The following is a 21,053-nucleotide window of genomic DNA, read 5'->3' on the forward strand; positions in this document are numbered from 1 at the left end:
GAGCCTATTCTTAAAATGGATAGGCTCCCTTGCCATTTAGGCCCTTTGTGCTATTTTTTTATACCAAAATCTGCCATCCCCACCTTATTTATCGACATACAGGTCACTAATTTCGACCAAATCATATTTTTCTGAAAAATATTTTTTTTAAATTTTTAAAGTAAAAATGACATTTTTCCTAGTTTTACGGTAAGAATGGTTTACTGTTCTTTGTTATTGCTCATTCTATCTATCTAACTTTTTTTTTAACACATGAAAAAACAGCTCTACCTAGCTGCGTTGCTGTGGCTTGTTGTACTAACAACATGGGCACAAAGCCGCCTCACTGGCCGCGTCACTGACTCAAATGATGGGAATCCACTACCCGGCGTTAGTGTACTCATCAAAGGAACCAACACAGGTGTTACCACCGACGGCGAAGGCCGCTTCACACTCACCCCTCCATCTGCTGGCGCAACACTTGTGGTATCCTACATTGGATACAATACGCAAGAAATTGCGATTGGAAACCGTACGACAATTGATGTGGCTTTGGCCGTCGATGTAAAGTCGCTTTCGGAAGTGGTTGTAACGGGCTACGCTTCTCAGCGTAAAAAAGACATTACGGGAGCCGTAACTGTGGTAAGTGCCAAAGAACTTACGGCAACCCCTGCGGCCAGCGTCACTCAAATGCTTCAAGGTCGTGCATCAGGGGTAGTAGTCGGAAACGATAACTCACCTGGTGGTGGTACCATGGTGCGTATTCGCGGGTTTGGTTCAATCAACAACAACAGCCCACTTTACGTGATTGATGGTGTGCCTACGCAAGGTACGTTGAACCAATTGAACCCCAACGACATCGAGTCTATGCAGGTGTTGAAAGATGCTTCAGCGGCTTCTATTTACGGAGCGCGTGCCGCCAACGGGGTTGTGATTATCACGACCAAAAAAGGCAAAGTGGGCGAACCAAGCATTACTTTTGACTTCTACAGCGGTACGCAACGCCCAGGCAAAATGCTGAAGCTATTGAACACCCAAGAGCTTGGACAGTATTTGTACGAGTCTGAGTTGGGAGCGGGAAAAAACCCTTCGGCAGCATCGCCTTCGGCACAGTACAAATTTGGCCCTAACGGTGAGCAAACGATTGCAGATTACATCTACCCTAACGTATTTGGGGCGCTGCCTTCTAACTATACCTATACCAACGACATCGCTGACCCTAACTTAGGTAAAACGGCTTTCAACATTACGAAAGCCAACAAAGAAGGGACTGACTGGCAGGATGTGATTTTTGACCCTGCCCCTATCGCCAACTTCCAAATAGGAGCTACAGGTGGTATGAAGTCAGGTAAATACGCGATTTCGGCCAACTACTTCAAACAAGACGGTATCTTACGCTATACCAAGTACGACAGATACTCTGTCCGTGCCAATACGGAGTTTACCAAAGGAAAACTTACCATCGGAGAAAACTTTACGTTCTCTTACGACGAAAGACAAGGGATTACGAACAACGACGAGTCAAACCCGATTATGTTTGCCATTCGTGTTCACCCGATTATCCCTGTGTTTGACATCACTGGCGGCCCTGCCGAATTGGGTGGAACCAACACCTCTCCTTACAATGGTTTCGCGGGAAGTAGAGGTAGTAACCTCGGGAATGCTCCTAACCCATTGGCACGTTTGTACCGTGAAAAAGACAACATTACCAAAGGTTCGCACGTATTCGGAAACGTATTTGCAGAGTTAGACATCCTTCCTGGATTGAAAGCACGCACAAGCCTTGGTTTGGAATATAACCAATACAACCGCTCAGAGTACTTCCACCGCGACATTGAAGCTGCCGAAGCACGTAACGCCAACAGTTTGAACGTGATTAATCAATTCGACCGTTCGTTGACTTGGTTTAACACCTTGAACTATAGCAAAACAATAGGCGTCCACAATTTCAACGTACTTGTAGGTACAGAAGCTGTTAAAACGTATGCGTTTGGTTTCCAAGCCAGTCGTAGTGCTTTTGCTTTCGATGATTTGGATTACCGCTACCTTGATGCAGGTTCGGCCTCAGGTTTGAGCAACGCAGGTGGTGGCGCAACGCTCAGTGCCTTGTTCTCACAGTTTGGAAAAATCAACTACGCATACAAAGACTTCATCCTTGCTGACTTCACCCTTCGTCGCGACGGTTCTTCACGTTTCTCAGCAGCCAACCGCTACGCAATCTTCCCTGCATTCTCGGTGGGTATGCGTATGACCGAGCTTGGTTTTATGAAAGAAGTGAAGTTTATCAACGACTTGAAATTACGGGCAGGTTGGGGTAAAACAGGAAACCAGTTAATTCCTAACGTTTACAACGCTTACACGCTTTACGCAGCAGACCCATCCAACAACGCCTACGACATCAACGGTACTGGAACGTCCATCGTTGGAGGTTTTGACCTTGTGCAGTTTGGTAACCCTCAAGGTAAATGGGAAACCAACACCTCTACAAACATCGGTATTGACGCGGTGTTGTTGAACAACAAGGTGGAATTGGTGGTGGACTGGTACAACCGTCTAACAAGCAACATGCTTACCCAGATTGCGATTCCACGTACGGCAGGTTCTGGTACTATCCCATACACCAACATTGGCTCGGTACAAAACCGTGGGATTGACCTTGGTATCAACTTCCGTGACAAAAAAGGAGACTTCCGCTACCAAGTGGGCATGAACTTTGGTCACTACAAAAACGAAGTGAAGAAATTGAACGACGACCCGAACGCTACGGTGTTTGGTTTCACGACGCGTCTTCCTGCCATTTCGGCAACGAAAGCTGGTTTGCCAATCGCTAGTTACTATGGTTATATCGTAGATGGTATCATCAAAGACGATGCAGAAGCAGCAGCTGCTCCTAAGTTTGGAACATACACCAGAGCAGGGGTATTCAAATTCCGTGACATTAACGGTGATGGCGTAATCACTGCCGCTGACCGTACCATCATGGGCAACCCTCACCCTAAATTTACGTATGGTCTCAACATCAATTTAGGTTACAAAAACTGGGATTTGACCATGTTTGGTCAAGGAGTTCAAGGCAACCAACTGTTCAACTACGTTCGTTACTGGACAGACTTCAACGTATTCCAAGGCAACCGTTCAAAAGAAATGTTGTACGACTCTTGGAGAAAACCAGGGGACGATGCGAAACTTCCTCGCTTGAACTCTGGGGATGCTACAAGCCAGCAAGTTTCTTCGTATTTCTTGGAAGACGGCTCGTACTTGCGTTTGAAAAACATCCAGTTGACTTATACTTTACCTAGCACTTTGTTGAAAAAACTAGGAATGAGTTCTGCTCAGGTTTACATCCAAGGCCAGAACGTTTTTACACTTACAAAATACACTGGTCTTGACCCAGATATCAACTTGAGAAGATCAGGTAACGACAACCAAGACATCCACATGGGTATCGACGAAGGTGCGTACCCTGTTGCGAAGTCATATCTTGTAGGTTTACGCTTTGGTTTCTAATCTTAGTCAACAACAAGCAAAACATTTTTGAAACAACAATGAAAAAAGTAATCATACTAACGCTTTTGGTCGGCCTAAGCTTCTCTTGTTCTGAGAGCTTCTTTGACCTCAAACCCCAAGGACGTGCGTCTTTGGACCAATTATCTACTAAAAACGGTATCAATGCCCTTTTGATTGGCGCTTATTCATTGCTCGACGGGGTTGGTGCGGGTAACACAGGTCGTCAATCAACGATCTCGAACTACGTTTTCGGTGGTATCAGTAGTGATGACGCCGTAAAAGGTACCGATGCAGGAGACCAACCTGAGCAGTCGTTTATCGAACAATACAACTGGTTATCAGACAATACCTACTTCTTAGGAAAATGGTGGCACTCGTACGACGGCGTTGCCCGTTGTAACGAAGTAATCCAAATCGTAGCCAATGTAAAAGACATGACCGATGCTGAAAAAACGCAGGCCATTGCAGAAGCTCGCTTTTTGAGAGCTCACTACCATTTTGAGGCAAAGAAAATGTGGAATAACGTGCCGTTTATCGACGAAAAAATCTATAACCGCGATGATCCAAACTCCACAAAGATTCCTAACGACAAAGACATTTGGCCAAACATCGAAGCTGATTTTGACTTTGCTGCCAAAAACCTTCCTGTAACACAGGCTCAAAAAGGAAGAGCTACCCAGTGGGCTGCCAAATCGTACTTAGCAAAGGCTTACATTTTCCAAAAGAAATGGGCAGCGGCAAAAACGTTGTTAGAAGATGTCGTGAAAAACTCAGGCAAATCGCTTGTTGCTAACTACCACGACAACTACCGCACAGTTACTAACAACAATTCGGAGTCTATCTTTGAAGTACAGTTCTCAGTAAACGACGGTACAACGGGTAATAACGGTAACGCTGGTGACAACCTTAACTGGCCTTATTCGGCAACTGCTCCAGGCCGTGGCTGCTGCGGATTTTACCAACCTTCGCACAACCTCGTAAACGCGTTCAAAACAGAGAATGGTTTGCCAATGATTGGCACCGCCGCTGACGGCACGCTCGATACGTACAACAAAGTAGATTTACCAAGTGACCAAGGTATCGTCGCTGCAACTGCTTTTACCCTTGACAAAACCATCCCTGTTGACCCTCGCTTGGACTGGACAGTAGGTCGCCGTGGCGTAAACTTCCTTGACTGGGGGCCAATGCCAGGTTCTACTTGGATTCGTGACCAAGCGTATGCAGGGCCATTCACAGGTAAAAAATGGATGTACTACTTGGCCGAAGAAAACAGCACGACTCACTCAACTAGCCGCCGTAACGTAAACAACAACTATCGTCTTATCAAACTTTCGCACGTATTGTTGTGGTTGGCAGAATGTGAAGTAGAGCTTGGTAACTTAGCGGCAGCAGAAGGTTACGTAAACCAAATTCGTGTACGGGCAAAAACAGGTTCGGTACAAGACCCGACGGTTACTTACAAAGTGGAACCGTATCCAACAGGTACGTTTGCAGGCAAAGGCGCTGACTATGCACGTAACGCCGTTCGGATGGAACAACGCCTTGAGTTTGCGATGGAAGGCCACCGTTTCTTTGATTTGGTACGCTGGGGCATCGCCGAAAAAGTATTGAACAAATACGCTGCCGAAGAATCAGTACAAGGAACTGAACCTTCTGGCCGTAAGTTCAACAAGCGTTCGTACATGGCAGGAAAAGTTTTTGCTTCTAAAAACTTGTACTTCCCACTTCCACAAGACGAAATCTTGAACAGCCAAAAAGGAGGCCAGCCAACGTTAAAACAAAACCCAGGCTACTAGACTTTTTGCTACTATAAATTTCAATCAACCTCCCGAAAGTTCAAAACTTTCGGGAGGTTTCTTTTTTTAAACTTTCGGGAGGTTTTTTATTTTTACCCAAACAAATCACTTGATAAATAGCGGTCGCCACGGTCGCACACGATAAAGACAATCACGCCTTCTTCGAGTTCATTGGCCAACTGAATCGCCGCATGAGCTGCTCCTCCGCTACTCATGCCCGAAAAAACACCTTCCACTTTTGCCAAATCGCGCGCCCGCTGCGTGGCATCGTCTTGCGAGACCTCAATCACCCTATCCACACGGGCTGGTTCAAAAATCTTTGGTAAATATTCCTGCGGCCATTTCCGAATCCCTGGAATGCTCGACCCATCGGTGGGTTGGCAGCCAACAATCTGCACGTCAGGGTTTTGTTCTTTCAAATAGCGCGACGTGCCCATAATTGTGCCCGTTGTCCCCATGGACGACACAAAATGCGTTACTTTCCCTTCGGTATCTCGCCAAATTTCGGGACCCGTACTTCGATAATGCGCAAGGTAGTTGTCAGGATTAGCAAACTGATTCAACATCAAATACCCACCTTCGGCCACTTTGGCATCGGCATAGTCTCTAGCCGACTCGATGGTGTCTGTCAATATCACTTTTGCCCCAAACGCCTCCATCGTAAGCACGCGCTCACGGGTAGAATTTTTGGGCATGGTGAGTTCAATTTCAATGTCGTACAAACGGGCAATCATCGCCAACGCGATACCTGTATTCCCGCTTGTAGCTTCGATGAGTTTCATCCCTGGTTTGATTTCACCGCGCTCAACAGCTCCTTTTATCATACTATACGCGGCGCGGTCTTTGACACTTCCTCCTGGGTTATGCCCTTCGAGTTTGGCCAAAAGAGTTACTTTGGGGTTTGGATTTATCATTTTCAACTCCACCAACGGAGTATTTCCTACAAAATCTAAAAGAGTGGGCATGACATCAATATTGGTTAATGTTTTAAAACTAAGCAGAATCTATCAGTTAACAGTTCCCTTTTCCTCGTAAAAATACAATTACCATTTTTCTCCACCGTAAAAGTAATTTATCTTTGATTTTGGTTTCGTTCAAAACCATTACATAATTTTCAGATTTACTACATGAGTGTCCTCAAAAAATTAGCTGGTGAAACCGCCCTGTACGGAGTGAGTAGCATTTTAGGCAGGGTAATTTACTGGTTTTTAGTTCCTCTTCATACCCACGTTTTTCTTCGCCCTGGTGAGCTTTCTTCCAATACCGAATTATACAGCTGGGTAGCGTTGTTCAATGTTATTTTTACGTTTGGGATGGAAACGGCCTTTTTCCGTTTTGCCAACCGCAACCCCGAACGCCGCCAAGACTATTTTAATCAAGCGCAAACCGCAATAACGGTGGTAAGCCTTGTTTTTTCGGGTTTGCTCATCGTCATGGCTCCTACGCTCAGTCGATTGCTCAATTACCCTGGAGAATCGTCCAACATCGTTTTTCTTGCCCTCATTGTCGCCATTGATGCCATCGTCGCGATTCCCTTTGCTCGACTTCGGTTGGAGAAAAAAGCCAAGAAATTTGTGGCGGTCAAAATCATCAACATTGCCATCAACGTCATTCTCAACGTCTTTTTCTTGGTACTTTGTCGCGATATTGCTTTGGGTAACTACCTGACTTCATTACAACCTATTGGCGCGTACTTGTACCGTCCCGAAATCGGCCCAGGGTATATTTTCATTGCCAACCTGATTGCCAATGCGTGTTTTTTGCTTTTACTTCGCGAGGCGTTTAAAGGTTTTCAGTTTACGTGGAAAGGGCCTGTTTTCAGCGAAATGTGGGTGTATGCCTACCCTATTTTAATTTTGGGTTTGGCAGGAACCGTCAACCAAATGGCCGACCGCTGGTTTTTACGCCACCTGCTCCCCGCAGGCTTTTATCCCAACCTCACTTCCGAAGACGCCCTGGGCATTTACGGCAGTTGTTATAAATTATCGGTCTTTATGTCGTTGGCGATTCAGTCGTTCAAGTACGCCGCCGACCCCTTCTTTTTCTCCAAAGCCGAAGACAAAAACGCTCCCGCACTGTTGGCACTTGTCATGAAATGGTTTGTGATTGTGTGCGTCGTGCTTTGGGTCGGGGTTAGTTTAAACATTGATATTTTAGGGCATTTTATGCTTTCCAAAGCCTACCGCGTGGGACTGGAGGTTGTGCCCATTTTATTGTTAGCCAACCTTTTCCTTGGTGTCTATTACAACTTGGCATTTTGGTTTAAATTGACCGATAAAACCCACTTTGGCACGCTTATTACGTTCATTGGCGCTGCTTTGACCGTCGTGCTAAACGTATGGCTCATTCCTCAAATGGGCTACCTTGGCTGCGCTTACGCCTTTTTGGTGTCGAGCATTGCCATGTGTGTGGTCTGTTATTTGTTGGGAGAAAAATACTATTCCGTTCCCTACAATGTAGGGTCGGCACTGGGGTATATTTTCAGCGCAGGACTGTTGATTTATTTCTCCACCTTTGTAAAAATCTCCAGCTTTTGGGTATCTGTTCCGTACCATCTAGCGTTATGTGTGCTGTACGGATTGGGCATTTTGCTCGTTGAGCGAGAATCAATACCTTTGAAAATCCGTCGAAAAATACCGTTTTTGAGCTAAACCAATTTTGCCATGTTTTTTACCGCTTACGCAAGAAAAATCACTCAATTTGTTCTTCTTTTAGCCGTTACTAGCTTCCTTTCTTGCGATTCTAACGCTGTTTTCAAAGACCACGAAGACATCGACGATGGCATGTGGTTCGTCAAAAACGAGCCTTCGTTTACCTTCGAAATCACCGACATTTCGCAGCCTTACAACGTCTATTATTTGGTACGAAATAGCATCGGTTACCCGTATTACAACTTATTCGTAAAACGTTTTTTGTTAAATGACAAAAATAAAGTTGTCAACGAAGCCCTCAACGAATTGATTTTGATGGACGAACGTACGGGCAAACCCATGGGCGACGGGCTAGGCGATTTGTTTGACCATAAAATCGTGGCACTCAAAAACTACCGTTTCCCAAAAGCAGGAAAGTATTCCTTCAAAGTGCGTCAATACATGCGCCAAGACCCCCTGCCTGGCATCATGAGCATGGGCGTAAGTGTGGAGCCTGCGGTTGTCAAACAATAAAAAGGAAGCATCTTTCCTCTTGATATTTTGACTATTTTTGCGGCCAATCCTTACAAATTACGAACTAGGCATGGCCCGCACTGCAAAAAACGCAACCGAACCCGTTAAAGTCAAAGAAACACCCCTCAACCGTCAGTACAACCAAATAAAGTCGAAATACCCAGGCGCCATGCTCCTCTTTCGAGTAGGCGACTTTTACGAGACGTTTGGGGAAGATGCCGTGCGCGCTAGTCGCATTTTGGGGATTGTCTTGACACGCCGCAACAACGGCGGTTCGCAGGAAGAACTTGCAGGTTTCCCTCACCATTCGTTGGACAACTACCTGCCCAAGCTGGTTCGTGCGGGGGAACGGGTAGCCATTTGCGACCAGCTTGAAGACCCCGCCGTTGCCAAAGGAATCGTCCGAAGAGGTGTAACGGAATTGGTCACGCCAGGAGTTTCGTTCAACGACAACGTGTTGGACGTTCGGCGTAACAATTACCTTGCGTCGGTTCATTTTGGCAAAAACAACGTCTTCGGCATTGCCTTTTTGGACGTATCAACGGGTGAATTTTTGACCACCCAAGGCACCAAAGATTACATCGAAAAACTCCTCCAAAGCTTTGCACCATCGGAGGTTTTGTACTGCAAAAAACACCGCCAAGAGTTTACCGAATTCTTTGGCGACAAGTTTCATACCTTTTCGTTTGAGGACTGGGCTTACACCCACGATTTTGCCTACGAACTCCTCACCAAGCACTTCAATACGGCCTCGTTGAAAGGCTTCGGCGTAGAAGCACTGACCGAAGGCATCGTAGCCGCAGGAGTGATTTTAAGGTACTTAGCCGACACTGAGCACCGCGAAATACAGCACATTACGCGCCTTACCCGCCTCGACGAAGAAAAATACGTGTGGCTCGATCGCTTCACGATTCGCAACCTTGAGTTGGTCTATCCTCAGCAAGAAGGGGGCGTTCCACTCATTCAGATTCTTGACCAAACCGTGACCCCCATGGGCGCGCGTTTGCTTCGCAAATGGCTGGTGTTACCTCTCAAAGACAAAGCGCCGATAGAAGAGCGACTACAAACCGTTGAGCATTTTCTCAAACACGAAGAAATGCTGGAAACGCTCACCCAGCACCTCAAGCAAATTGGTGATTTAGAGCGTCTTATTTCTAAGGTAGCCGTTCGACGCATCAATCCAAGAGAGATGGTGCAACTCAAAAAATCGTTGAGCCACATTGCTCCCGTCAAAGAGTTGTTGCAAGCAGCCTGGAACGAAACCGAAAACGCTCCTTCCGCATTAGGGCCACTTCGCAAATACGCCGACCAGTTGAACGCTTGCGAGTTTTTGCTCGAAAAAATTGAAACCGAGCTCCGCGACGATCCTCCGACGTTGACCAACCAAGGAGGTATGATTAAAGCGGGTATTGATGCCGAGTTAGACCGTTTGCAAGAACTGGCCTTTTCTGGTAAAGATTATTTGATTCAAGTTCAAAACCGTGAGATTGAACGTACGGGAATTACGTCGCTAAAAATTGCGTACAACAAGGTCTTTGGGTATTACCTCGAAGTGACCAACTCTCACAAAAACCGCGTTCCGTCCGACTGGATTCGCAAACAAACCCTCGTCAACGCCGAGCGTTATATCACGCCTGAGCTCAAAGAATACGAGGATAAAATTTTGAGTGCCGAAGAAAAACTGTTTGTCATAGAGCAGCGCATCTTCAACGATTTGGTCATGACAGCCAACGATTACGTGACTGCCGTTCAGCAAAACGCTCGGATTATTTCGGTGTTGGATGCGCTGTCGTCGTTTGCGGTGATTGCCAAGAAAAACAACTATTACAAACCCGTCATCACCGACGACAAAGCGCTCAAAATCAAGGAAGGACGCCACCCCGTCATTGAGCAGCAGTTGCCGTTGGGTGAAAGCTACGTACCCAACGATTTATACTTGGACGACACCACCCAACAAATTATCATCATTACGGGGCCCAACATGGCGGGGAAATCCGCTTTGCTGCGTCAAACGGCCTTGATTGTGTTGATGGCACAAATGGGCAGTTTTGTCCCCGCACAGGAAGCTGAAATTGGGTTGGTGGATAAGATTTTTACCCGTGTAGGCGCTTCCGACAACCTCAGTCGCGGCGAAAGTACCTTCATGGTCGAGATGACCGAAACCGCAAGTATCCTCAACAACTTGAGCGAGCGCAGTTTGGTACTTATGGACGAAATCGGGCGCGGAACGAGCACCTACGACGGGGTAAGTATTGCATGGAGCATTGCCGAATTTTTGCACAACCACCCGCGCCACCGCGCCAAAACGCTTTTTGCAACCCACTACCACGAGTTGAATCAGTTGGCGGAAGATTTTCCTCGGGTCAAAAACTTCAATGTGGCCGTGAAAGAGATGGGCAATAAAGTCATTTTCTTGCGCAAGCTCAAAGAAGGTGGCAGCGAGCACAGTTTTGGGATTCACGTGGCCCAAATGGCGGGAATGCCGCAAGAAGTGGTACTCCGCGCCAACGACATTTTGCACAGCCTCGAAAAGAGCCACCGCAAACAAGAAACCACCAAAGCGGTGAAAGAAATGCCAAAAGTGAACTACCAAATGACGCTTTTTGAACCCCAAGACCCTAAAATCGAAGAACTTAAATCGAAGCTCAAAATCCTCGACATCAACACCCTCTCTCCCATCGAAGCCCTACTCAAACTCAATGAGTTACGGCGGTTGGTGGAGTAAGGAAACTCTTATTAGCGTATAAGCCTATTTATGGTTTCTCGGCATTATAAATCTGTAGCACCTCGGCATCGGTAATCGCACGATTGTAGAGGCGTATTTCGTCAAGTTTAGAATTTATAAAATCTCCAACTACATCAGTTTTGTATTTAGCACCTATCAAAACATTAGTTAAAAGTGCTGTATCAGAGCTACCTCTCAAATCCTCTGCAACTTTCTGCCCATCAATATAAATAAATGCTTTCAATCCATCATAGACACAAGAAATCATATACCATTTATTAATATCCAAGATTCTATTACTAACTAATTGCCACGGCGAAACCTCTCTATGAAAAAAAATGCCTGATTCACCATTGCTAATTAAAAACTCACCTTTAACAAGTTGATTATACCTGCTTAAATAATCCCCTTGTTTGTTGGTAATATTACTTACCCATAATGAAATTGAGAAGGGCGTCTGACCTCCAAAAGTACTAATTTTATTACCAAGATTTATGTAATCATCTACCCCATCAAACCCTGCTGCTTTGCCAGCCACTCCAAATCTATCAGTAGCAGTAGTAAAGTTTACGCCACCTTGTTGTGTACCATGATTCCCGCTCCCGCTTTCATCATTTGCTGTTCCATTAAATGGGTAATAGGCCACCAGCCCATTGGTAGTAGTATTGCAACCCTGAACCCTAATCTCAAAATTCTCGTTAGGCCCTGCTGAAAACCCAGGCGAAAGGGTGACAGATTGACCTGCATAATATTTGGTGTTATTAGGAACATTGGCCGTACTTACGATGGTTTGGCTGGCATTATACATATTGGCCGTAATGTTGCCACTGTGTGAGATGGTAGGTGGGCAATCTCCGCCACTGCTGGCATTGACCGTAAAACAAGTACCATAAAAAGCTTGTGCTGATGTACCTGTTAGATAGCTTTTTATACGATAACTCCCTGCGGTTAGGGTGGACGGTAAGATATAATTGGTACTGCCTGATGCCGCCACATTATCCGCAATGACCGCCAACGCTGTAGTACCCGCGCAATTCACTAATTCTAAACTCACATTAGCAGAGCCATTGGTTGAGGCATAACTGACTGACACAGTTTGCCCTGCCGTAAACGTACCGCTTACAGGGCTATTAATGGCAATGCTTTGGGTGGCGATGGCATTGACGGTGAAACAAGTGCCGTAATAAGCCTCTGCGGATGTGCCCGTTACATACGCTTTGATGCGGTATTGCCCTGTGGTTAGATTGTTGGGCAAGGTGTAGTTAGTGCTGCCTGATGCCGCCGCGTTAACTGAAATAACGGCCAACGCCACAGAACCAGAACAGCTTACTAACTCCAAACTGACATTGCCCGTACCACCTGTTGAAGCATACGTTACCGTCACACTTTGCCCGGCCGTAAATGTACCGCCTGTTGGGCTGCTGATAGCGATGGTTTGAGTAGGAGTTGTTGAACTGCTTACCACTTTACTCAACCGATTGCCCATTTCATCATAATTGTAGGTAACAGTATGTGTGAGAGTACCACCATTATAGACATATACTTTGCTCAATCGATTGAGGTCGTCATACTCGTAGGTGCGCTTTTGGCCTTGGGCTTGTATGAGGCCTAAGAATAGGAATAGAATTGTAATGTATCTTTTCATTTTTCGTTATCTTTGTTCAAAAAAATAAAATAATATGAATGCTCTACGCCAAATATTGACTCCATCGAATGGGCAATTATTGATTGATATACCCAAAGAGTACCAACAAAAACGCTTTGAGGTAATTGTACTACCTATTGATGAAACCACCGAACAAGATATATTGAAAGCTAAAATGACTGCTTTTCTGAATACCTTGCCAACTACCGAACCCACTATCACGGAGGCTGAAATTTTGGCTGAAATTAAAGCCGTAAGAAAAGAACGTTATGAAAGATGATAAAACTCTTAGCTTGAATTTTTTACTTCTGCCGAACTATTGGATGAACTTACCGAAACATTATCAAAGCCTCGCTTACAAAAATATTTGACATACGAACGCACCAAACAGCTTTTTGACCTCATTTGGCTGAAAACCCAGCTGATACACGTAAACATAAACTTACGATTGTGCCGAGACCCCAAAGATGATTTTATCCTAAACTTGGCAACCGAAGCCAAAGCCCATTGTATTATTACGGGCGATGCTGACCTTTTGGTGCTAAACCCTGTGAATGAAATACGCATTTTGACCATTGCTGATTTTCTTCAAAGTGTATGAAATTCTATTTTATACCTTGCTGATAATTAACCTTTTGCCCAATGCTACAATGAGGACTATCGTATGCGTAGCTATATGGTACTTTTAGCGAATCTTTACACACCGCTTGCTTTTTTACCTGACAGAACCCTGCTTGCCAAACGAAAAATAGAAGGGCTATGGTTAGCGTTTGTTTCATTGGTTTTTGCTGTTTATGTGCTTTCGGGTTATTAGTGGCAGACTATACCAACAAAGGCGAAAACGTCCTGTGGGAACACAGGCCACGGAATACTATTTCAAATAATACCCCTTATAACTCGGATAGCTCCCATCTTTATCAGCAATGACAATTTCATGCTGTTTATCTGTATCTATAAATATATCCGCATTAGAAACCGAGCCATAGCAATAAGCCCTTTTCAGTTCATGTTCATCTCGATACCCACATATTTTGGCGGCTTGCCATGCCTCCTGTGTGACACATTTTCTTAATCCCATTGTTTTATTTGCTTTAATTTAAATCTTGTTTTTGCGAGTGAAACTCGCTTGACACTCCTACGATGGTGCAACAATCGTAGAACTTGATTAATTATCTTGCTTGGCCTGGAAATAAAATAATTATTGCTGCACCTGCTGCGATTCCAAATTTTGCAGCAGTTACTGTAACACTTAAACCTATTAATCTTGAAGTATACCTAATTAAAGGAACTAAGGTTTGTTCAATATAACGTACGTGAGAAGCATATCTCGCATTAAATCCATAAACCGATAATTCAACAAGTCTCTTATAATATTCTCCGTACAAAAGTGCTAATGCAACTCTTGGGTTTGATTGAATAAGTTTATATCCTTCTACTCCCATATCTATTAATTGCTTAGATACATGTTTAGAATTCCACCAAGATTGAGCAGTCCAATTAATTAATTCAGAAATATTGTTTATAGACTGTCCATTAATATCAATATTAATCACCCCATTATTCCCTGCATACGGATACAAATTGGTACTCCAAATAGGGTCTTCTGAGTTAAAGCGTCCTGTGGTGGGGTCGTAGTATCTGGCACGCATGTAGGTAAGGTCGGGGCTTTCGTGCATAATGCCGTAGGTACCTACATACCTAAATGGGTTAGGGTCGGCTTCTTGGCTGTTGGTCAGGTTGCCAAACTCATCGTATTGGTATTTGTGTGTAATGGTTTGGCTGGTATTGGTGAGGGCTATGGTGCTGCCTCTAAAATCGCCGTGGTAATAGTGCAGCGTGCCATCGGCTTTTACCCGTGCCACCAAGCCCAAGCCGTGTAGATAGTAGTTCTGCACGGTATTGCTGCCGTTGGTTTCGGCCAGTACGGTAGCCAAACCGTTAATATCCAACACGTAACGGGTTTCGGTGCCGTTGCGGGTTACGCTTCGGCGGTTACCAAAGGCATCGTAGAGGGCGGTCATCGTGAGGCCGCTGCCTGTGTAGCTGATCAGGTTGTCTTCCAAATCGTAGCCGTAGGTGCTGCTGCCTTTGGCGGTAATGTTGCCGTCGTCGTCGTGGGTAAAATTGGTACTGCCTAAGTTGTTTATTTTGTTGTTGGTAAAGGTGCTGCTCGTCGTGCCTGCGGTGGGTACGGGTAAGGTAGCAAAGGGTTGCGTTTCGTTTTCTTCGGTATGGTTACCGAGGTTGTCCAAGGTAAAGGTAGCGGCATAAATGGTGCCGCCCGTGCCATTGTTGGTTTTGGTGCTTATGCCCGTGGGGCGGCCTGCGTTGTCGTAGCTGTATTGGGTTTTTACGTTGTTGCCATACACCACGTTGTCGAGGCGGCTACCCACGTAGTTGTAAGTAGCTACTAAAATGGTATTCCAAGAAACCGTTTTCAGGCGGTTTAGGTTGTCGTAGGTTTTATAGAGTTTGTTGCCGTTAGGGTAGTCTATGCGGGTTTCGTTGCCGTTGTCGTCGTAGCCGTAGCCTACGGTATTGTTCCAGGCATCGGTATAGCCCGTGAGGCGGTTGAGGGCATCGTAGCTAAAATTGCTCAGTTGGTGCGTAGCCTGCGTACCGCCTTTGATGCTACTCATGCGGTTGAGGGGGTCGTAGCCTATTTCGGTAATGTAGCCATTGCCGTAGAGGCGGTTGTTGGCATCGTAGGTATAGCTAAACCGCTTGGCGTTGTTGTTGGCATAGCCTGCTTTTCTAAACTCCGTCAAGCGGTTTTGACCGTTGTCATATACGTAGGTTTTGGTTTTACCGCCAAAGGTTTCGCTTATCAATCGGTCAAAGCCATCGTAGCCAAGCGTGGTTACTTCGTTTTTGGCGTTGGTGATGGTCGTGAGGTTATCGTTGTCGTCGTAACCGTAGTTGGTTTGGCGACTCAGTGGGTCGGTTTCACGGGTCAAATTATCGTTATCATCAAAAAGATACGTCGTGGTTTTGCCACGGGCGTTGGTGTTGGAAGTCATGCGGCTGGCAAAATCATACACCGCCGAAGAACTAATGCCCAACACAGGAATTTGAATGGAGTTCATATTACCACGGGCATCGTAACCAAAATTGGTTACAATGTTTTCGTTATTGGTCGAGCTACTCATCAGTCCGTTGGTCTGATAGCTAAAACTTTGGGTCAGATTACTTCCATTGTCAATCGGGCGAACGATGCTGTTCAAGAACTTTCCATCACTCGACCAATTGTAGGTAGTTGTAATGTTTTTGGCGTCGGTATGCGTACGGCGGTTGTGGTAGGCATCGTAGGTAAAGGTCTCGCTTTTTCCATCGGGACGGCTGATACTCAATACATTGCCGTTGCTGTCGTAGGTGGGGGTATAGGTTTGCGGGTTTGAGCCATTTAAAGTAGAGTAAGTTACTGCACTTGGCATAGAGGGGTGATTGGCACTGGCAGGGCTAAGCACCTTTATTACCTTGTTTTGGAACTCCGTCGTAATGCCGTTTTTATCGTATTTGGCCTCACTTTGGGAATTAGGGCAAGAGCAATTTTGTGTCCATTTACTTTTAAATGAGCCAGTATTATCGTACTGTCCCGGGTCATCTATTTGGGTCTTTGCCGTGATATTATTATCTGCATCACGAGCCTGTGTCCATTGCAAGCGGCTGTTGGGGTCATAGACATTCTCAATTTTATTGCCACGAGGAAAAGCAATTTGTTTGAGCAAATAGATTTCTGTACCCGTACCGTAGGTATAAGTAGTGGTTTTGCCCGTGCTTTGGCCTTTGGCATCTTTAAAAGAGGTCAGGTTTTTGTTTGTATAAGCAAAGGTCAAATTGCGGGTATTGGTGCTACTGCCCGGGAAATTGACGTTTGTAATTCGGTTTTGCGTATCGTAGGTAAAATTGATTCTACGGCCCGATGGGGCTTGTACGTAGTCAATCACCTGCGAAACTGGACTAAATGGAACCACTGTGCCAGCTTTGTACACTATCGACAAAGTATTATTGTAGCGGTCTTTGATGTTTGTTAAACGGTATAGCCCTGCCTCCGAACCTTGCTGGTTGAACGTATAAACGTGTTGGCTCTTGGTTTTGATAGTATAAGAAGTGGAGTTAACACGGGTAAGAATATTGTAATTGGTACCAATCGTGATAGGCGTGGGGCTATTCACGTTGGTATTGTCGTACACATCAAACGTACCATCGCCCCATGCCAATACCAAAAGCGGTTTACCTGCTACTGCCCCCGAGGCATCGTTGATTTGCACGGTGGTAAACATATACACATTGTAAGGATGTGTCCAGCCGTAGCCTAAGGGTTGAACCACTTTCCACTCATCGGGCAGTAGGGTCATAAACGACTGATAGCTATGGGCGAAATTGAGCGAAAAACCAATGTCGTTGATGCCAAAATCGGTAGAAGTATGGTGCGAGAAATTACCTTGGGTGAGTCCTTTATAAATACTCAGGTTGCCAATAGACTGATTGGCAGGCTGGTAGTAGTTGGAGTTTAACGTAAAATCGGGTTTCGTTTGATTAGCCAAAGCACGCAGACGATAGAGAATCAAGAAGGCTTCTTCACGAGTGGCGGTTCCTGAAACCCCATTGATGTCGTAGGGTCTGAATGCTATTAGATTTGCAGCAGTACCATTCTGCACCAACCCTAACTGTACGGCTTTTTTCAGATAATTTGATTGGTCAGGAGTTAACCCTGAAATATCATTGAAATAAAGTGGTTGATTCCCGTTTGAGGTTTCATCAATATTCCAAGTTTCAAGATACACTTTGAGCAGATCTATTCTGGAAATATTGTCGGTAGGGTTGAAATAAGGTCTTACGACATCGTTATTTGGAAAAGGCTTATAGCGGTCGAAAGGGGTAGTTGGTGTAGTTGCATCAGTGCCTTGAAAATAGCTTAATATTTTAGCATAACGATGGTACTGGGCTGTTGTGCCTTGAAAAAGGTCAGTGAAAGTGGTTGGAAAAAAGTCAGCGGGGAATGAGCCACCGCCTCCTGATACCGTTATAATATCACCATCAGTCAAGCCGGAAAGCAGGGCGATTTTGGCAACATCTTCTCTTAGAATTAGGTTTGTCGGATTAGGCTGATTGGGTTGAATAATTTTTGAATTACACAAATACTGAGCGGCACAAAGTCCTTCCTGGCCCGTTAAGGGAAAACTGGAAAGGGTCAAATTAAAATTGGGGCAGGTGGGGCAGGTTGAACCTGTGCCGATATTGAAAACTCCCGAATAATTGACAATGGTAGGGTTTCCGCCCGTTCCTGCGCCTGTATTGTAGACTTTTATTCTGTACTGCCCGGGTGCAAACGTAGTAGGTATTAACCAAGATTTACTACCTGTGTTGGGTTCATTATCGGCAATGGCAGGCAGAATCCCTACGGTTCCGTTAGTACCTGCTGTAATTTCAATCGAGACATTGCCTGTATAACCTGTGAAAGCATAAGTTATTGGTAAAGTTGCACCTGTTTGGTAAGTTGAATTGGCGGCTGGGGAGGAGACGTTGACGAAGGGCGCATCTGTAACAGTAATAAAAACAAAACTGCGGTTATTACTTTCGTTCGATTCTGCTATCTGATCATTCAGGTCGGCTACCACCAGAATATAATTTCCTCCTGCATTAGCGGTAGAAGGGATGGTTAGACTCCTACTTAAATTTTGCGTATTGCCCCCACCTGCATAACTACTAACCGAAAAAATGTCTAACTGAGTGTCATTGGCATCGTAAGAAGAATTAGAACTTAGGTAAAAACGTACATCGAACGCGCCTGCTGCTCCTCCAGGGTTGGAAAAAGTGTAGTTTAGCGTAAAAGTGCCTCCTTTCTGCACAGATGCAGGATTGAGTGATAAATTAGACACCTGTAAATCAGGCGGAAGTGGGTCGGTTATGGTAATAAAAGCAAAAGAGGTATTATTGTTTTCATTAGATTCGGTTATTTGGCTATTACCATCCACAAAAACGATAACATACTTACTGCCAGCTGTTGCAGAAGTTGGGATATTGACTTGGGTATTAGATGGTAAACTTGCACCCGCCCCTAAACCATTGGTGATATCTGAGGGAAAGTTGAGTTCAGTATCATCAGCGCTATAAGTAGTATTGGTAGAAAGGAAAAAGCGAGTACGAATATTGGCAGAAGTTGTCCCTCCCAAGTTATTGATTGTATAATTGACCTGTACATTATTGCCCCTTTGTACAGATTGGCTACTTAAAGAAACGGCACTCACCGTAAAGTCGGGTGGGGATGAAGGAGTTGTAGGAGTATCAAGTGTAGGCGACCAAACCGTCCAGACTCCGTTCGCGCATTTTGCTCTTATTTGGTAGCGGTATTGGGTGGCTGGACTAAGCCCTGTCACATTGATTGAATTGGTGGTGGTTGAACCCGTAAATGAAAGAGGGGCAGAATAAGTAGTATTGTTGAATGTCGTCACATTGATTTGGTATTCCGTGGCACCACTCACAGCAGGCCAACTGGCGGCAAAACCTGTACTGCTAAAATTTGAGGAAGTACCCGTATTGGCCGCTGGCAATGTAAGCGAACAAGTAGCCGCAGGAGTAAAAAATGTAGCAGGCGCAGATTCTTTGTCACTATTTCCCGTTTTTCTTGCTCTTATCACCCAAGAGTATTCTTTCCCATTTTGTAGGCTGACTGTTGTAGAACTCACATCATTCAGAGAAGTATAATCATACACTACTATGTTATCGGTTACGTTTCTAAGCCGCAATTGGTAGTCCACGCCTGTAGAATTTCCGTTTTTACTCCATTGTAAAGTCACAGAGGTACTTGAGGTAGTTTGAGAGTTTATAGGCGAAGTTAAAGAGGGTATTGCTAATGGGGGCGGTAGTTGAATACCAGTTAATGACCCACTCATTACACTTGAAACACCATTTGAGCAATTAGCTCTCACCTGAAATTTATAGGTCCCGTTGGGGATATTAGAAAAAGTATAAGAATTAGAAGAGGTGGTAATTAGATTTCCAGTATAACTGTTTGAATTGAGAACCGATTCCAAAGAGTAGGAGCTTGCTCCTGCCACCGCTGCCCAAGTGGCGGTATAGCCCGTCTCGGTAATGTTGGATGTCGAAAGCCCTGATGGAACAGTACAGGTAAGGGATAGTGTAGTTGGGTAATCTAATGTGCCTCCAAATGGCCCAGAAAGTCCATTTGAACAATTAGCTCTGACTTGGTATTTGTATTGGGTATTGCTACTTAATCCAAAGAAATCATAATTAGTGTTTGATACAGTTACTTGTGTACCAGGATAACTTCCACCAATTGTGGTCATATTTACAGTATATGAATATGCGCCTGAAACTGCATTCCAATTTGCTCTAAAACCACTGGTGCTAATATTTGAGGCCGAGCCAATACTTGGGGCTGGTAGGGTACAAGTAGGTGGAGTGGCTGTAACTGAAAAAGTTTTGGTATAGCTTCTGACGTTTGAGGAATTAATAAAAACGACCGTAAAGTACCTTGTTCCTGATGTAAATTGTGACGACAAATCGGCAGAAAGGCTTGTATTGGTTGCTGTACCTATTGTTCTGTTTGATGCGGAATTGAGTTCTGTTCCACAAACAATATCATTTATAGCAGAGGAAGAACTCATTTTCAAATAAACACTACCAGTGGTATTTGCGCCTGAACACTTGTTAATTACAACAGTGAGGGTTGTATTTAAAATAGTGGGGTCGCTGGCAAATTTTATATTTCCTGCATCGTAATTCAAACCACAAGGAGTTCCTGTACCTGTAGAAGTTGCCGAAGCACAAGTGGTTAAAGATGTTCCTGAAATTGTGTATGTCGATGCTTGCCCTATTGCAATAAACGGCATTAACAAAAAAAGATAGAATATTATTGTTTTCATGATTTTTGAATTCATTTATAATTTTTCGTATCCAAAAAGTTCTTTTTAATGCTTACTTTCGCCTATCAACTTCTTCCGCCGCGCTACGGGCAAAAACTGCCCATTGTGAAGCTGAATGTGGTCGCGGGCGATGGCCTTGATGTAACGGCGATTGACTAAGTACGACTTGTGGATGCGTACAAAACTGGGTTCGTTGAGCAAGAACTCATGAAAGCGCTTGAGCGGTAAACTATATACGTCGCGATGGCCATTGTGGTAGTACACCATCGTATAATTACGCTCGGCTTCAAACAAAAAAACGTCGGCAAGTTTGTCTTTGTCAAATTGAAGAAATCGCATAAGGCTGGC

11 protein-coding genes and 1 pseudogene are annotated in these 21,053 nt (G+C 44.8%); 7 read left to right on the plus strand and 5 right to left on the minus strand.

All coding sequences use genetic code 11. The features are described from left to right. Nucleotides 1–252 precede the first annotated feature (252 nt). Together FHS57_RS05850 and FHS57_RS05855 are read left to right on the plus strand one after the other, a co-directional pair. Nucleotides 253–3,486 (plus strand): SusC/RagA family TonB-linked outer membrane protein, encoded by a 3,234-nt coding sequence (locus FHS57_RS05850; protein WP_183971954.1) that lies wholly within the window; start codon nucleotides 253–255, stop codon nucleotides 3,484–3,486. Between the two features lie 38 nt (nucleotides 3,487–3,524). Beyond that, a complete protein-coding gene (locus FHS57_RS05855) occupies nucleotides 3,525–5,282 on the plus strand; it encodes a RagB/SusD family nutrient uptake outer membrane protein (RefSeq protein ID WP_183971955.1) in 1,758 nt (585 codons plus the stop codon). Nucleotides 5,283–5,374: 92 nt separating this feature from the next. Here the strand turns inward: FHS57_RS05855 and cysM are convergent, their stop codons facing one another. Beyond that, complete coding sequence (cysM, locus tag FHS57_RS05860; RefSeq protein WP_183971956.1) at nucleotides 5,375–6,247, minus strand: cysteine synthase CysM; 873 nt, start codon at nucleotides 6,245–6,247, stop codon at nucleotides 5,375–5,377. 162 nt (nucleotides 6,248–6,409) lie between these two features. Between cysM and FHS57_RS05865 the strand changes: the two genes are divergently transcribed. The 3 genes from FHS57_RS05865 (at nucleotide 6,410) to mutS (ending at nucleotide 11,171) form a co-directional block, all read left to right on the plus strand. After that, on the plus strand, nucleotides 6,410–7,933 hold the full coding sequence (locus tag FHS57_RS05865) for a lipopolysaccharide biosynthesis protein (protein WP_183971957.1): 1,524 nt from the start codon (nucleotides 6,410–6,412) through the stop codon (nucleotides 7,931–7,933). Nucleotides 7,934–7,945: 12 nt separating this feature from the next. Next, nucleotides 7,946–8,446 carry a gliding motility lipoprotein GldH gene (locus tag FHS57_RS05870; RefSeq protein WP_183971958.1) on the plus strand — a complete coding sequence of 167 codons (501 nt, stop codon included), beginning with the start codon at nucleotides 7,946–7,948 and terminating at the stop codon, nucleotides 8,444–8,446. A 70-nt stretch (nucleotides 8,447–8,516) separates the two neighbouring features. Beyond that, nucleotides 8,517–11,171: a DNA mismatch repair protein MutS gene (gene mutS / locus FHS57_RS05875; protein ID WP_183971959.1), complete on the plus strand. Its 2,655-nt coding sequence runs from the start codon at nucleotides 8,517–8,519 to the stop codon at nucleotides 11,169–11,171. Nucleotides 11,172–11,199: 28 nt separating this feature from the next. On the opposite strand, the gene FHS57_RS05880 is transcribed toward mutS, so the two are convergent. Beyond that, nucleotides 11,200–12,816: a LamG domain-containing protein gene (locus FHS57_RS05880; protein WP_183971960.1), complete on the minus strand. Its 1,617-nt coding sequence runs from the start codon at nucleotides 12,814–12,816 to the stop codon at nucleotides 11,200–11,202. 34 nt (nucleotides 12,817–12,850) lie between these two features. Between FHS57_RS05880 and FHS57_RS05885 the strand changes: the two genes are divergently transcribed. Together FHS57_RS05885 and FHS57_RS05890 are read left to right on the plus strand one after the other, a co-directional pair. Next, nucleotides 12,851–13,096, plus strand: coding sequence for a hypothetical protein (locus tag FHS57_RS05885; RefSeq protein ID WP_183971961.1), 246 nt, complete (start codon nucleotides 12,851–12,853; stop codon nucleotides 13,094–13,096). Between the two features lie 27 nt (nucleotides 13,097–13,123). Next, nucleotides 13,124–13,417, plus strand: a pseudogene (locus tag FHS57_RS05890) (putative toxin-antitoxin system toxin component, PIN family); the annotation flags it as partial. Nucleotides 13,418–13,687: 270 nt separating this feature from the next. Here FHS57_RS05890 and FHS57_RS05895 read toward each other — a convergent pair. The 3 genes from FHS57_RS05895 to FHS57_RS05905 form a co-directional block, all read right to left on the minus strand. Beyond that, nucleotides 13,688–13,894 carry a hypothetical protein gene (locus FHS57_RS05895; RefSeq protein ID WP_183971963.1) on the minus strand — a complete coding sequence of 69 codons (207 nt, stop codon included), beginning with the start codon at nucleotides 13,892–13,894 and terminating at the stop codon, nucleotides 13,688–13,690. A 91-nt stretch (nucleotides 13,895–13,985) separates the two neighbouring features. Continuing rightward, nucleotides 13,986–20,705, minus strand: a complete 6,720-nt coding sequence (locus FHS57_RS05900) for a CARDB domain-containing protein (RefSeq protein WP_183971964.1) — start codon at nucleotides 20,703–20,705, stop codon at nucleotides 13,986–13,988. A gap of 45 nt (nucleotides 20,706–20,750) precedes the next feature. Continuing rightward, a complete protein-coding gene (locus tag FHS57_RS05905) occupies nucleotides 20,751–21,044 on the minus strand; it encodes a LytR/AlgR family response regulator transcription factor (RefSeq protein ID WP_183971965.1) in 294 nt (97 codons plus the stop codon). Between the last annotated feature and the right edge of the window lie 9 nt (nucleotides 21,045–21,053).

The sequence above is a fragment of the Runella defluvii genome (assembly GCF_014195535.1).
GTDB lineage: Bacteria > Bacteroidota > Bacteroidia > Cytophagales > Spirosomataceae > Runella > Runella defluvii.

Excerpts from the sequence above, each read along its gene's own strand:
- FHS57_RS05850 (WP_183971954.1), top strand. The coding sequence starts at position 253 with ATGAAAAAACAGCTCTACCTAGCTGCGTTGCTGTGGCTTGTTGTACTA.
- FHS57_RS05885 (WP_183971961.1), top strand. The coding sequence starts at position 12,851 with ATGAATGCTCTACGCCAAATATTGACTCCATCGAATGGGCAATTATTG.
- cysM (WP_183971956.1), bottom strand. The coding sequence starts at position 6,247 with ATGCCCACTCTTTTAGATTTTGTAGGAAATACTCCGTTGGTGGAGTTG.
- FHS57_RS05870 (WP_183971958.1), top strand. The coding sequence starts at position 7,946 with ATGTTTTTTACCGCTTACGCAAGAAAAATCACTCAATTTGTTCTTCTT.
- FHS57_RS05855 (WP_183971955.1), top strand. The coding sequence starts at position 3,525 with ATGAAAAAAGTAATCATACTAACGCTTTTGGTCGGCCTAAGCTTCTCT.
- mutS (WP_183971959.1), top strand. The coding sequence starts at position 8,517 with ATGGCCCGCACTGCAAAAAACGCAACCGAACCCGTTAAAGTCAAAGAA.
- FHS57_RS05880 (WP_183971960.1), bottom strand. The coding sequence starts at position 12,816 with ATGAAAAGATACATTACAATTCTATTCCTATTCTTAGGCCTCATACAA.
- FHS57_RS05865 (WP_183971957.1), top strand. The coding sequence starts at position 6,410 with ATGAGTGTCCTCAAAAAATTAGCTGGTGAAACCGCCCTGTACGGAGTG.
- FHS57_RS05895 (WP_183971963.1), bottom strand. The coding sequence starts at position 13,894 with ATGGGATTAAGAAAATGTGTCACACAGGAGGCATGGCAAGCCGCCAAA.
- FHS57_RS05905 (WP_183971965.1), bottom strand. The coding sequence starts at position 21,044 with ATGCGATTTCTTCAATTTGACAAAGACAAACTTGCCGACGTTTTTTTG.
- FHS57_RS05900 (WP_183971964.1), bottom strand. The coding sequence starts at position 20,705 with ATGAAAACAATAATATTCTATCTTTTTTTGTTAATGCCGTTTATTGCA.